Consider the following 13858-nt stretch of genomic DNA (forward strand, 5'->3'; position numbering starts at 1 on the left):
GATACGACAAGGTGGCAGCACCGAAGAAGGGCCGGCGGCCCACGGGGGCGCAGGGGAGGCCGGGGCGCGCCCTGGCGGTCATCCTGATCGCGATGGTGGCGCTCACCGCGGGGATGTTCCTCACGAAGCAGACGACTCCCCGGCTCGGCATCGACCTCGCGGGCGGCACGAGCATTACGCTCAAGGCCAAGAGCGAGCCCGGCAAGCCGGACGCGATCAACGAGACCAACATGAACACGGCGGTCGGCATCATCGAGCGCCGCGTCAACGGTCTCGGCGTCTCGGAGGCCGAGGTCCAGACGCAGGGCCGCGACCACATCATCGTGAACATCCCCAAGGGGACGAACGAGAAGCAGGCCCGCGAGCAGGTCGGCACCACCGCCCAGCTGTACTTCCGGCCCGTCCTGGCCTTCGCCGACGGCGCCCCGGCAGCCCCCCAGGCCACGCCGAGCCCGTCCACGAGCGCCTCCGGCGCCCCCAAGGCCGAGGGCAGCAAGCCCAGCGCACCGGCCACCCCGTCGTCCAGCGCCACTTCGCAGGGCCGTGTGATCAGCGAGGCCCTCAAGGCCCCCGCTGCGACCGCCTCGCCCTCGCCCTCGCCGTCGGCGAGCGAGTCGAAGAAGGCAGACGACAACAAGGCCGCCCCGTCCCCCACCCCGGCCCCGACCGGCGCGGACGCGGCCGTCGCCGACCTCCAGGCCAAGTTCGCGGCCCTGGACTGCACCAACGAGCAGCAGCGCGCCGCCGTCGGCAAGAGCGCCAAGCCCGAGGAGCCGACGCTCGCCTGCGGCAAGCGCGGCAATGCCTGGGGCAAGTGGATCCTCGGCCCGGCCGGTGTCGCCGGTACGGACGTCAAGGACGCCAAGGGCGTGATCGACCCGCGGCGCGGCGCCTGGATCGTCACCATGCAGTTCACCGACAAGGGCGCCGACAAGTTCGCCAAGATCACCGGTGAGCTGGCCACCAAGCAGATGCCGCAGAACCAGTTCGCCATCGTGCTCGACGGCGAGGTCGTCTCCGACCCGTCCGTCAGCCAGGCGCTGACCGGCGGCAACGCCGAGATCTCCGGCGGCTTCACCCAGCAGTCCGCGCAGGACCTGGGCAACATGCTCTCGTACGGCGCCCTGCCGCTGTCCTTCAGCGAGGACAGCGTCACCACCGTCACCGCCGCGCTCGGCGGGGAGCAGCTGAAGGCCGGCCTGATCGCCGGCGCGATCGGCCTGATCCTGGTCGTGGTCTACCTGCTGGTGTACTACCGCGGTCTGGCGTTCATCGCCATCGTCAGCCTCCTGGTGTCCGCGGTCCTCACGTACACGATCATGGCGCTGCTGGGCAAGGGCATCGGCTTCGCCCTGAACCTGCCCGCCGTGTGCGGTGCGATCGTCGCGATCGGCATCACCGCGGACTCGTTCATCGTGTACTTCGAGCGCATCCGCGACGAGATCCGCGAGGGCCGCACGCTGCGCCCCGCCGTCGAGCGGGCCTGGCCGCGCGCCCGGCGCACCATCCTGGTCTCCGACTTCGTGTCGTTCCTGGCCGCCGCGGTGCTCTTCATCGTGACCGTCGGCAAGGTGCAGGGCTTCGCCTTCACCCTGGGTCTGACCACCCTGCTCGACGTGGTCGTGGTGTTCCTCTTCACCAAGCCGATCATGACGCTGGTGGCCCGTACGAAGTTCTTCTCCAGCGGTCACCCCTGGTCCGGGCTCGACCCGAAGCGGCTCGGCGCCAAGCCGCCGCTGCGCGGTTCCCGCCGCACCGGTTCCGGTTCCGTCACCGCTCCCGTCGACGCAAAGGAGGCGTGAGAGATGTCGAAGCTGGGAGATCTCGGCGCCAAGCTGTACCGCGGTGAGGTCGGCTACGACTTCGTCGGCAAGCGCTTTCTCTGGTACGGCGTTTCCATCCTGATCACCATCACGGCGATCGTGGGCCTGGCCGTCCAGGGCCTCAACATGGGCATCGAGTTCAAGGGCGGTGCCGTTTTCACCACCCCGAAGACCTCCGTGTCCGTCGCCCGGGCGACCGAGGAGGCCAAGCAGGCCTCCGGCCACGAGGCGATCGTCCAGCAGCTGGGCACCGGCGGCCTGCGCATCCAGATCTCCGGTCTGGACACCGACGACGCCGCCGGCGTGAAGAAGCAGCTGGCCACCGACCTCAAGGTCAAGGAAGGCGACATCAACGCCGACCTGGTCGGCCCCAGCTGGGGTGAGCAGATCGCGGCCAAGGCCTGGACCGGCCTCGCCGTCTTCATGGTCCTCGTGGTGATCTACCTCGCCATCGCCTTCGAATGGCGCATGGCGGTCGCCGCGCTGGTCGCACTGATCCACGACCTCACCATCACCGTCGGCATCTATGCGCTCGTCGGCTTCGAGGTCACCCCCGGCACGGTGATCGGTCTGCTGACGATCCTCGGCTACTCCCTCTACGACACCGTCGTCGTCTTCGACGGTCTGAAGGAGCAGTCGAAGGGCATCACCAAGCAGACCCGCTACACCTTCAGCGAGGTCGCCAACCGCAGCATCAACGGCACCCTGGTCCGCTCGATCAACACCACCGTCGTGGCGCTCCTGCCGGTCGCGGCCCTGCTGTTCATCGGCGGCGGCTTCCTCGGCGCGGGCATGCTGAACGACATCTCGCTGTCGCTGTTCGTCGGCCTCGCGGCCGGTGCGTACTCCTCGATCTTCATCGCGACCCCGCTGGTCGTGGACCTCAAGGAGCGCGAGCCGGCGATGAAGGCCCTGCGCAAGCGGGTCCTGGCCAAGCGGGCCTCCGCGGCCGCCAAGGGCGAGTCCGCGGCCGGCGACGGGTCGTACGAGGACACCGACCCGCCGCAGATCGTGGCCCAGGGCCGGGCGGGGCGGCGTCGATGAGCACACTGCCGCCCGAGGTGCACGAGCTGCTGCTCAGCCGGATCAAGGACGTTCCGGACTACCCGAAGCCGGGTGTGATGTTCAAGGACATCACACCGCTGCTGGCCGACCCGAAGGCCTTCACGGCCCTGACGGACACGCTGGCCGGACTGGCCGAGTCCTACGGCGCGACGAAGATCGTCGGCCTGGAGGCGCGCGGGTTCATCCTCGCCGCGCCGGTCGCCATCCGTGCGGGCATCGGCTTCGTGCCGGTCCGCAAGGCCGGCAAGCTGCCCGGCGCGACCCTGTCCCAGGCGTACGAGCTGGAGTACGGGACCGCGGAGATCGAGGTCCACGCAGAGGACCTCCGGGCCGGCGACCGGGTCATGGTCATCGACGACGTCCTGGCCACCGGTGGCACCGCCGAGGCCTCGCTGTCGCTGATCCGCCGGGCCGGTGCCGAGGTCGCCGGTGTGGCGGTGCTCATGGAACTGTCGTTCCTGCCCGGGCGGGCCAAGCTGGTCGACGCCCTTGCCGGGGCGCCGCTGGATGCGCTGATCGTGGTCTGACGGCTGCTGCCGCTGCTTGCCGAAGCGGCGGGTGTCCGGGTTCGCCCCGGGTGCCCGCCGCTTCGTCGTGTGCGGGTCCGCTGCGCGGTGCCTCTCTCCCCGCCCCGCCCTTTCACCGTTTCCGCCTCAATCGCCGGCGCGGCTCAAAGATCGGGGCTCCGTCCCGGACCCTGCGCCTCAAACGCCGGCGAGGCTGGATTGCCCGCCATGCGGGCTGGGGGAACAGGTAGGCGGAACCCTCGCTACCATGGGTTATCCGGACCTGACCGGGGCACCGGATCCTCCCCCGGACTCCGCCCGGGGGAACCCCCAGAGGAGCGCTCTTGCCAGACGAGGTCCAGCCACTCTCCGCCGCGCAGCCCGACCCGCAGGCCGACAAGGCCGCGGCGCCTCCCGCCACGCCCCCGAAGGCCCCGCCCCTGAGGCCTTTGCCGGCGAAGTCCGCGGGATCCTCCAACCGTGTGCGCGCCCGGCTCGCCCGCCTCGGAGTCCAGCGTTCCAACCCGTACAACCCGGTTCTGGAACCCCTGCTGCGCATAGTCCGCAGCAACGACCCGAAGATCGAGACGGCCACCCTGCGCCAGATCGAGCAGGCCTACCAGGTCGCCGAACGCTGGCACCGCGGCCAGAAGCGCAAGAGCGGCGACCCGTACATCACCCACCCGCTCGCGGTCACCACCATCCTCGCCGAGCTCGGCATGGACCCGGCCACCCTGATGGCGGGCCTGCTGCACGACACCGTCGAGGACACCGAGTACGGGCTGGAGGACCTGCGCCGTGACTTCGGCGACGCCGTCGCGCTCCTCGTCGACGGCGTCACCAAGCTCGACCGGGTCAAGTTCGGCGAGGCCGCCCAGGCCGAGACCGTCCGCAAGATGGTCGTCGCCATGGCCAAGGACCCCCGCGTCCTGGTCATCAAGCTCGCCGACCGCCTGCACAACATGCGCACCATGCGCTACCTCAAGCGGGAGAAGCAGGAGAAGAAGGCCCGCGAGACCCTCGAGATCTACGCGCCGCTGGCCCACCGCCTCGGCATGAACACGATCAAGTGGGAGCTCGAGGACCTCGCCTTCGCGATCCTCTACCCCAAGATGTACGACGAGATCGTCCGGCTCGTCGCCGAGCGCGCCCCCAAGCGGGACGAGTACCTCGCCCTCGTCACCGACGAGGTGATGGTCGACCTCAGAGCCGCCCGGATCAAGGCCACCGTCACCGGCCGGCCCAAGCACTACTACAGCGTCTACCAGAAGATGATCGTCCGCGGCCGTGACTTCGCGGAGATCTACGACCTGGTGGGCATCCGCGTCCTCGTCGACACCGTCCGCGACTGCTATGCCGCCCTCGGCACCGTGCACGCGCGGTGGAACCCGGTCCCCGGCCGGTTCAAGGACTACATCGCGATGCCCAAGTTCAACATGTACCAGTCGCTGCACACGACGGTCATCGGGCCCAACGGCAAGCCGGTCGAACTCCAGATCCGCACCTTCGACATGCACCGCCGCGCCGAGTACGGCATCGCAGCCCACTGGAAGTACAAGCAGCAGACCGTCGCCGGCGCCTCCAAGATCCGCACCGACGTCCCGCAGGCCGCCAAGGGCAGCGCCGGCCAGGACACCGTCAACGACATGGCCTGGCTGCGCCAGCTGCTGGACTGGCAGAAGGAGACAGAGGACCCCGGCGAGTTCCTCGACTCGCTGCGCTTCGACCTCTCCCGCAACGAGGTCTTCGTCTTCACGCCCAAGGGCGACGTCATCGCCCTGCCCGCCGGCGCCACCCCCGTGGACTTCGCGTACGCCGTCCACACCGAGGTCGGCCACCGCACCATAGGCGCGCGGGTCAACGGACGCCTGGTCCCGCTGGAGTCCACCCTCGACAACGGCGACCTCGTCGAGGTCTTCACCTCCAAGGCCGAGGGCGCCGGACCCTCCCGCGACTGGCTCGGCTTCGTCAAGTCGCCGCGCGCCCGCAACAAGATCCGCGCCTGGTTCTCCAAGGAGCGCCGCGACGAGGCCATCGAGCACGGCAAGGACGCCATCGCGCGGGCCATGCGCAAGCAGAACCTGCCGATCCAGCGCATCCTGACCGGCGACTCGCTCGTCACCCTCGCCCACGAGATGCGCTACCCCGACATCTCGTCCCTGTACGCGGCGATCGGCGAGGGCCACGTGGCCGCGCAGGGCGTCGTACAGAAGCTCGTCCAGGCCCTCGGCGGCGAGGAGGCCGCCAACGAGGACATCGAGGAGAGCGTCCCGCCGTCCCGCGCCCGCACCAAGCGGCGCGGCAGTGCCGACCCCGGTGTGGTCGTCAAGGGCGTCGACGACGTCTGGGTCAAGCTGGCCCGCTGCTGCACCCCGGTCCCCGGCGACCCGATCATCGGATTCGTCACCCGCGGCAGTGGCGTATCGGTTCACCGCGCGGACTGCGTCAACGTGGACTCCCTCTCGCAGCAGCCCGAGCGGATCCTCGAGGTCGAGTGGGCGCCCACCCAGTCCTCGGTCTTCCTGGTCGCCATCCAGGTCGAGGCGCTGGACCGCTCCCGCCTGCTCTCGGACGTCACCCGGGTCCTGTCGGACCAGCACGTGAACATCCTCTCGGCGGCCGTCCAGACCTCCCGCGACCGGGTGGCCACCTCCCGCTTCACCTTCGAGATGGGCGACCCGAAGCACTTGGGCCACGTCCTGAAGGCCGTACGCGGCGTCGAGGGCGTCTACGACGTCTACCGCGTCACCTCGGCCCGCAGGCCGTAGCCGCCGCCCGCACGGCAAAGGCCCCGGTACGCATTCCGCGTACCGGGGCCCCTGGCGTTGCCCGGGCGGCCCTTCTCAGCCGCCGAACTCCTCCAGGCCCTTCAGCGCCTGGTCCAGCAGTGCCTGGCGGCCCTCCAGCTCACGCGACAGCTTGTCGGCCTTCGCGTTGTTGCCCGCCGCGCGGGCCGCGTCGATCTGCTCGCGCAGCTTGTCGACCGCCGCCTGCAGCTGACCCGTCAGGCCGGCCGCACGGGCCCGCGCCTCCGGGTTCGTACGCCGCCACTCGCCCTCCTCGGCCTCCTGGATGGCCCGCTCCACCGCGTGCATCCGGCCCTCGACCTTCGGGCGGGCGTCGCGCGGCACGTGGCCGATGGCCTCCCAGCGCTCGTTGATCGAACGGAACGCGGCCCGCGCCGCCTTCAGGTCCGTCACCGGGACGAGCTTCTCGGCCTCCTCGGCCAGCTCCTCCTTCAGCTTCAGGTTCTCTACCTGCTCGGCGTCGCGCTCAGCGAACACCTCCGAGCGCGCCGCGAAGAACACGTCCTGCGCACCGCGGAAACGGTTCCACAGGTCGTCCTCGGCCTCGCGCTGCGCACGCCCCGCCGCCTTCCAGTCCGCCATCAGCTCGCGGTAGCGGGCGGCCGTCGGACCCCAGTCCGTCGACTTCGACAGCGACTCGGCCTCGGCGACCAGCCTCTCCTTGACCTTGCGGGCGTCCTCGCGCTGCGCGTCCAGCGAGGCGAAGTGCGCCTTGCGGCGCTTGGAGAAGGCGGACCGGGCGTGCGAGAAGCGGTGCCACAGCTCGTCGTCCGACTTGCGGTCCAGGCGCGGCAGACCCTTCCAGGTGTCCACCAGGGCGCGCAGCCGCTCGCCCGCGGCCCGCCACTGGTCGCTCTGCGCCAGCTCCTCGGCCTCGGCCACCAGCGCGTCCTTGGCCGCGCGGGCCTCGTCCGTCTGCTTGGCCTTCTGGGCGCGGCGCTCCTCGCGCCGCGAGTCCACCGCCGCGACCAGCTTGTCCAGCCGGACGCGCAGGGCGTCCAGGTCGCCCACCGCATGGTGCTCCTCCACCTGCGTGCGCAGGTGGTCGATCGCGGTCTGCGCGTCCTTGGCGGACAGATCGGTGGTCCGCACCCGCCGTTCGAGGAGGCCGATCTCGACCACCAGGCCCTCGTACTTGCGCTCGAAGTAGGCCAGGGCCTCCTCGGGGGTGCCCGCCTGCCACGAGCCGACGACCTTCTCCCCCTCGGCAGTACGCACGTACACGGTGCCCGTCTCGTCGACGCGGCCCCACGGGTCGCTGCTCACAGCGCCTCCTCCACCTGATGCCCGCGAAGGGTTCACCCCCCGGGCATCGTCCACAGTTTCCTGGGGCGGGCAGCGCCCGCCCTGCACAACGCCAACATAGGCGACCGCCGGGCCGGCTGTCCGCATCCCGCACGACGGAATATCGCCGCAGGGGGCGCGCGGCCGGCCGGGTGCGCCGCCGCCGGGCCCGTCAGTCCTTGGTGACGGCGGCCTTCTGCACGGTCACCGGGGTCTTCGGGGCCCCGTCCTGCCCGCCGTCGGCGGTACCGGCCTTGGCGATCTCCTCCAGCGCCTTCAGACCCGCAGCGTCGATCTTGCCGAACGGCGTGTACGACGGCGCCAGCGGGCTGTCCTTGTAGACCAGGAAGAACTGGCTGCCGCCGGTGTGCGGCCGGCCCGTGTTGGCCATCGCCACCGTGCCGGCCGGGTAGACGACCTGGCCCTGCTCGTTGGGCTTGCCCAGGGCGTCGAGGTTCTCGTCCGCGATCGTGTAGCCGGGGCCGCCCATGCCCGTGCCCTCCGGGTCGCCGCACTGGAGCACGAAGATCCCCGAGGTGGTCAGGCGGTGGCACTTGGTGTTGTCGAAGAAGCCCTTGTCCGCCAGCGACTTGAAGGAGTTGACGGTCTCCGGGGTCTTGGCCGCATCCATCTCGGCCTTGATCTCACCCGCGCTCGTCTTCAGGTCGAAGGTGTACTTGGCCTTCTGGTCGATCGCCATCGCGGGCGCCGGGGAGGTCTTCGGGCTCGCAGACGCCGACGGGTTCGCGTTCGGCTCCGCCGCCTGGTCCTTCTTGTCCTTGTCGAAGACACCGCCGACGATCAGGCCCACCAGCGTCGCGACCACCACGGCGACCGCCGCGCCGATCACCGCCGTCCGCTGCCGCGCCTTGCGGCGGGCCTCCGCCCGGCGCTTCTGCTGGCGCTCGTACTTCTCCCTGGCGAGCTGTCGCCGCCGCTGATCGCTCGTGACCACCGGGTCGTCTCCTTGTGCGTCTCTGGTACCGCTGTCCGGGCTCGGTAAGGCCGTACCGTATATGGGTTCGCTGTGAAACGAGCCGCGCCGGTACGCTCTGAGCAGCAGCATTGCCGAGACGGGCGGTCGCTGCCGCTCCCGCCGGACGACGAATGAGGACGAACGTGCTGATTGCCGGCTTCCCCGCCGGGGCCTGGGGGACCAACTGCTACGTGGTCGCCCCCGCCGCAGGCGAGGAGTGCGTGATCATCGACCCGGGCCACCAGGCGACCCAGGGCGTCGAGGAAACGCTGAAGAAGCATCGGCTCAAGCCCGTCGCGGTGGTCCTCACCCACGGCCACATCGACCATGTGGCCTCCGTGGTCCCGGTGTGCGGAGCGCACGACGTACCGGCCTGGATCCACCCCGAGGACCGCTACATGATGAGCGACCCGGAGAAGGCCCTCGGCCGCTCCATCGGGATGCCCCTGATCGGCGAGCTCACCATCGGCGAGCCGGACGACGTCCGCGAGCTGACCGACGGCGCAGGGCTGAAGCTGGCCGGACTGGACTTCACGGTGGCGCACGCGCCCGGCCATACCAAGGGGTCGGTGACCTTCCGGATGCCCGAGCAGTCCGACATCCCCTCGGTCTTCTTCTCGGGCGACCTGCTCTTCGCCGGCTCCATCGGACGCACCGACCTGCCCGGCGGCTCCCACGCCGAGATGCTCGAGTCGCTGGCCCGCGTGTGCCTGCCGCTCGACGACTCGACCGTGGTGCTGTCCGGCCACGGTCCCCAGACCACCATCGGCCGCGAGCGCGCGACCAACCCGTACCTGCGGGAGGTCGCGGCCGGCCTGGCAGCGGACCCGACGGCCGCTCCACGACGAGGAATGTGACGAGAGTTTCGTGGCTACTTTCAAGGCCCCCAAGGGCACGTACGACCTGATCCCGCCGGTCTCCGTGAAGTACCTGGCGGTGCGCGAGGCCATCTCCGGCCCCCTGCGCAACGCCGGCTACGGCTACATCGAGACCCCCGGCTTCGAGGACGTCGGCCTCTTCGCCCGCGGCGTCGGCGAATCCACCGACATCGTCTCCAAGGAGATGTACGCCTTCGAAACGAAGGGCGGTGACCAGCTGGCCCTGCGCCCCGAGGGCACGGCCTCCGTCCTGCGTGCGGCGCTGGAGGCCAGCCTCCACAAGAAGGGCAACCTGCCGGTCAAGCTCTGGTACTCGGGCTCGTACTACCGCTACGAGAAGCCGCAGAAGGGCCGCTACCGCCACTTCTCGCAGGTCGGTGCCGAGGCCATCGGCGCCGAGGACCCCGCCCTGGACGCCGAGCTGATCATCCTCGCCGACCAGGCGTACCGCTCGCTCGGCCTGCGCAACTTCCGGATCCTGCTGAACTCGCTCGGCGACAAGGAGTGCCGCCCGGTCTACCGGGAGGCGCTGCAGGGCTTCCTGGGCGGCCTCGACCTCGACGAGGAAACCGTCCGCCGGGCCGAGATCAACCCGCTGCGCGTCCTCGACGACAAGCGCCCCGAGGTGCAGAAGCAGTTGGTCGGCGCGCCCGTGCTGCGCGACTACCTCTGCGACGCCTGCAAGGCGTACCACGAGGAGGTCCGGGCGCTGATCACGGCCGCCGGGGTCGCCTTCGAGGACGACGAGAAGCTGGTGCGCGGCCTGGACTACTACACGCGCACCACCTTCGAGTTCGTCCACGACGGCCTGGGCTCGCAGTCCGCGGTCGGCGGCGGCGGCCGCTACGACGGCCTGTCCGAGATGATCGGCGGCCCGGCGCTGCCCTCCGTGGGCTGGGCGCTGGGCGTGGACCGCACGGTGCTGGCGCTCGAGGCGGAGGGCGTCGAGCTGGACGTCCCGCCGACGACGTCGGTGTTCGCGGTGGCGCTGGGCGAGGCGAAGCCGACGCTCTTCGGGCTGGTCACCCTGCTGCGGCGGGCCGGAGTGGCCGCCGACATCTCGTACGGCGGCAAGGGCCTGAAGGGCGCCATGAAGGACGCCAACCGCTCGGGCGCCCGCTTCGCGATCGTCGCCGGCGACCGCGACCTGGCCGCGGGCGTCGTCCAGCTCAAGGACATGGAGTCCGGCGAGCAGGAGCCCGTCGCCCTCGGCGACGTGGTCGACGTCCTGCTGGCCAAGCTGGCCTGAAGGATTTGACCCGACCCGACCCGACCGACATGACGTGGCCGGACGGCACCTGCCGTCCGGCCACGACCGTCTGCACGGAGCCGCGCCCAAAGATCCGTGCGGCAGAATGCACCGCATGACGACTACAGGCGAGGAAACCGTGCGGACCGTCGGCGCGAGCCGGGCGCTGGCCTGGCTGCTGGTGATAACCGGCGCGGCCGGGCTGGTCGCGGCCTGGGTGATCACGATCGACAAGTTCAAGCTGCTGGAGGACCCGAACTTCACGCCGGGCTGCAGCCTCAACCCGATCGTCTCCTGCGGCAACATCATGAAGAGCGAGCAGGCCTCCGCCTTCGGGTTCCCCAACCCGATGATGGGGCTCGTCGCGTACGGGATCGTGATCTGCGTCGGCATGAGCCTGCTGGCCGGGGCGCGGTTCCGGCCCTGGTACTGGCTGACCTTCAACGCGGGCTGCCTCTTCGGCGTCGTCTTCTGCGCCTGGCTGACGTACCAGTCGCTGTACAACATCAACGCGCTGTGCCTGTGGTGCTGCCTGGCCTGGGTCGCCACGATCTTCCTGTTCTGGTACGTCACCGCGCACAACGTGCGCGAGGGCCTGCTGCCCGCCCCCGGCTGGCTGCGCGGCTTCCTCGACGAGTTCACCTGGGTGCTGCCCGTCCTGCACGTCGGCATCATCGGCATGCTGATCCTGACCCGCTGGTGGGACTTCTGGACCTCCTGAGCCCGCCGGGTCTGTCAGTGGGAGCGCATAGGCTTCCCGTGTGGAACCAGACCTGTTCACCGCCGCAGCCGAAGACCGCCGGGAGAAGGATCCGGCGAGCTCCCCGCTCGCCGTCCGCATGCGCCCGCGCACCCTGGACGAGGTCGTCGGCCAGCAGCACCTGCTGAAGCCCGGATCGCCGCTGCGGCGGCTGGTCGGGGAGGGCGCGGGCGGCCCGGCCGGCGCGTCGTCGGTGATCCTGTGGGGCCCGCCCGGCATCGGCAAGACCACGCTCGCGTACGTGGTGAGCCAGGCGACGCAGAAGCGCTTCGTGGAGCTGTCCGCCATCACGGCGGGCGTGAAGGAGGTGCGGGCGGTCATCGAGGGCGCCAAGCGTGCCGCCGGCGGGTACGGCAAGGAGACCGTCCTCTTCCTCGACGAGATCCACCGCTTCAGCAAGGCCCAGCAGGACTCGCTGCTCCCGGCCGTGGAGAACCGGTGGGTGACGCTGATCGCGGCGACCACCGAGAACCCGTACTTCTCCGTGATCTCCCCGCTGCTGTCGCGCTCGCTGCTGCTGACGCTGGAGCCGCTGACCGACGAGGACCTCAGCGGGCTGCTGCACCGGGCCCTGACCGAGGAGCGGGGGCTCGGCGGGGCGGTGTCCCTGCCGGCGGACGCCGAGGCGCACCTGCTGCGGATCGCGGGCGGCGACGCCCGGCGGGCGCTGACGGCGCTGGAGGCGGCGGCCGGCTCGGCGATCGCCAAGGGCGAGGACGAGATCACGCTGCGGACGGTCGAGGAGACCGTCGACCGGGCCGCCGTGGCCTACGACCGGGACGGCGACCAGCACTACGACGTGGCGAGCGCGCTGATCAAGTCGATCCGCGGCTCGGACGTGGACGCCGCGCTGCACTACCTGGCCCGGATGATCGAGGCGGGGGAGGACCCCCGGTTCATCGCGCGGCGCCTGATGATCTCGGCGAGCGAGGACATCGGCCTGGCGGACCCGACGGCCCTGCCGCTCGCGGTGGCCGCGGCCCAGGCGGTCGCGATGATCGGCTTCCCGGAGGCGTCGCTGACGCTGTCGCACGTGACGATCGCCCTGGCGCTGGCCCCGAAGTCGAACACGGCGACGACCGCGATCGGCGCGGCCCTCGCGGACGTACGGGCGGGCCTGGCCGGATCCGTGCCGGCGCACCTGCGCGACGGCCACTACAAGGGCGCCGCGAAGCTGGGGCACGCGGTGGGCTACGTCTACCCGCACGACGTGCCGGGCGCGATCGCCGCCCAGCAGTACGCCCCCGACGCGGTCCACGGCAAGCGCTACTACGAACCGACCCGCTACGGCGCGGAAGCCCGCTACGCGGACATCGTCGAAAAGGTCCGCGACCGCCTCCGCGGCAACGGCGCCTCCTGACCCCCGCTGCCGACGACCGGGTCGCCACCGCGCGGCCTCGGATACGATGGGGCGCGGACGTCGGCGGCGTTCCGTGATCTCGGTCACGGGCGTGAGGTCGTCGTCCTGGGCGTGAGCGGCTGCCCCGCAGTCGCGGATCCCCCTGGTTCCAGGGGGGAGCGCGCCCCCGTCCGGGGTGACGGTCCGAGCGGCCGGCATCCCTGTCCCGCACTCTGCCTGGTCACGGCGGCCGCCCCTGGTCGAAAGCACCCGGCGGGGTGGGGGATACTGAGGCGTTGGACTCTACGAGGGTTCGTACGCGTTCGGCTCCGGTGAGCTGCCGAACGCCTTCCCTGGGACGCGGCTGACCTTGCACATCGTCGTCGAAAGCGGATTCCGTTTCGTTGGAATCCGAACTCCGATGCGCTCTGGGCAGGGGGATCCCATGTGGTCGAGACATTACGTCCTCCTCGACAAGGTAAGCCTCACCTAACTTTTATGGAGGTAGGTTCCCCGTGAACCAGAAGCGACCCAAGGTCAAGAAGTCGCGCGCTCTCGGCATCGCCCTGACGCCGAAGGCCGTCAAGTACTTCGAGGCCCGCCCCTACCCGCCGGGCGAGCACGGCCGTGGCCGCAAGCAGAACTCGGACTACAAGGTCCGTCTGCTCGAGAAGCAGCGTCTGCGCGCTCAGTACGACATCTCCGAGCGTCAGATGGCCCGCGCGTACGACCGCGCCAAGAAGGCCGAGGGCAAGACGGGCGAGGCGCTGGTCGTCGAGCTCGAGCGTCGTCTCGACGCCCTGGTCCTGCGTGCCGGCATCGCCCGCACCATCTACCAGGCCCGCCAGATGGTCGTCCACGGCCACATCGAGGTCAACGGCGCCAAGGTCGACAAGCCGTCCTTCCGCGTTCGTCCGGACGACGTCATCACCGTCCGCGAGCGCAGCCGCGAGAAGGTTCCGTTCCAGATCGCCCGTGAGGGTGGCTACGCAGGCGAGGGCGAGACCCCGCGCTACCTGCAGGTCAACCTGAAGGCCCTGGCCTTCCGCCTGGACCGCGACCCGAACCGCAAGGAAATCCCGGTCATCTGCGACGAGCAGCTCGTCGTCGAGTACTACGCCCGCTGATCCAGCGGCCGTAGCACCACAGGCTGGTCAGCCCGCCGGTTCCC

General features: G+C 70.5%; 11 protein-coding genes. 9 read left to right on the forward strand and 2 right to left on the reverse strand.

The genetic code is table 11. The features are described from left to right. Positions 1–11: 11 nt before the first annotated feature. The 4 genes from secD (at position 12) to ABZ924_RS15980 (ending at position 6162) form a co-directional block, all read left to right on the forward strand. A complete protein-coding gene (gene secD / locus ABZ924_RS15965) occupies positions 12–1802 on the forward strand; it encodes a protein translocase subunit SecD (protein ID WP_361909066.1) in 1791 nt (596 codons plus the stop codon). A 3-nt stretch (positions 1803–1805) separates the two neighbouring features. Next, a complete protein-coding gene (gene secF, locus ABZ924_RS15970) occupies positions 1806–2867 on the forward strand; it encodes a protein translocase subunit SecF (protein ID WP_361909069.1) in 1062 nt (353 codons plus the stop codon). Continuing rightward, on the forward strand, positions 2864–3415 hold the full coding sequence (locus ABZ924_RS15975) for an adenine phosphoribosyltransferase (protein WP_361909072.1): 552 nt from the start codon (positions 2864–2866) through the stop codon (positions 3413–3415). The genes secF and ABZ924_RS15975 overlap by 4 nt, the downstream gene beginning before the upstream one ends. A 323-nt stretch (positions 3416–3738) precedes the next feature. Next, complete coding sequence (locus ABZ924_RS15980; RefSeq protein WP_361909075.1) at positions 3739–6162, forward strand: bifunctional (p)ppGpp synthetase/guanosine-3',5'-bis(diphosphate) 3'-pyrophosphohydrolase; 2424 nt, start codon at positions 3739–3741, stop codon at positions 6160–6162. 75 nt (positions 6163–6237) lie between these two features. Here ABZ924_RS15980 and ABZ924_RS15985 read toward each other — a convergent pair whose 3' ends face one another. Then, positions 6238–7467, reverse strand: a complete 1230-nt coding sequence (locus tag ABZ924_RS15985; protein WP_361909078.1) for a DUF349 domain-containing protein — start codon at positions 7465–7467, stop codon at positions 6238–6240. Positions 7468–7657: 190 nt separating this feature from the next. Then, positions 7658–8440, reverse strand: a complete 783-nt coding sequence (locus ABZ924_RS15990) for a peptidylprolyl isomerase (RefSeq protein ID WP_361909081.1) — start codon at positions 8438–8440, stop codon at positions 7658–7660. Positions 8441–8604: 164 nt separating this feature from the next. Here ABZ924_RS15990 and ABZ924_RS15995 point away from each other — a divergent pair, with 164 nt between their 5' ends. From ABZ924_RS15995 to rpsD, 5 genes are all read left to right on the forward strand, one after another. After that, positions 8605–9318: an MBL fold metallo-hydrolase gene (locus tag ABZ924_RS15995; RefSeq protein ID WP_361909084.1), complete on the forward strand. Its 714-nt coding sequence runs from the start codon at positions 8605–8607 to the stop codon at positions 9316–9318. Between the two features lie 10 nt (positions 9319–9328). Next, on the forward strand, positions 9329–10588 hold the full coding sequence (gene hisS / locus ABZ924_RS16000) for a histidine--tRNA ligase (protein ID WP_361909087.1): 1260 nt from the start codon (positions 9329–9331) through the stop codon (positions 10586–10588). Positions 10589–10703: 115 nt separating this feature from the next. After that, positions 10704–11309, forward strand: coding sequence for a vitamin K epoxide reductase family protein (locus tag ABZ924_RS16005; protein WP_361909090.1), 606 nt, complete (start codon positions 10704–10706; stop codon positions 11307–11309). A gap of 40 nt (positions 11310–11349) precedes the next feature. Then, positions 11350–12708: a replication-associated recombination protein A gene (locus ABZ924_RS16010; protein ID WP_361909094.1), complete on the forward strand. Its 1359-nt coding sequence runs from the start codon at positions 11350–11352 to the stop codon at positions 12706–12708. A 494-nt stretch (positions 12709–13202) separates the two neighbouring features. After that, positions 13203–13814, forward strand: coding sequence for a 30S ribosomal protein S4 (gene rpsD, locus ABZ924_RS16015; protein WP_361909097.1), 612 nt, complete (start codon positions 13203–13205; stop codon positions 13812–13814). The last annotated feature ends 44 nt before the right edge of the window (positions 13815–13858 follow it).

This window comes from Streptomyces sp. NPDC046876, from assembly GCF_040645035.1.
Lineage (GTDB): Bacteria > Actinomycetota > Actinomycetes > Streptomycetales > Streptomycetaceae > Streptomyces.

Excerpts from the sequence above, each read along its gene's own strand:
- secF (WP_361909069.1), top strand. The coding sequence starts at position 1,806 with ATGTCGAAGCTGGGAGATCTCGGCGCCAAGCTGTACCGCGGTGAGGTC.
- ABZ924_RS15975 (WP_361909072.1), top strand. The coding sequence starts at position 2,864 with ATGAGCACACTGCCGCCCGAGGTGCACGAGCTGCTGCTCAGCCGGATC.
- ABZ924_RS16005 (WP_361909090.1), top strand. The coding sequence starts at position 10,704 with ATGACGACTACAGGCGAGGAAACCGTGCGGACCGTCGGCGCGAGCCGG.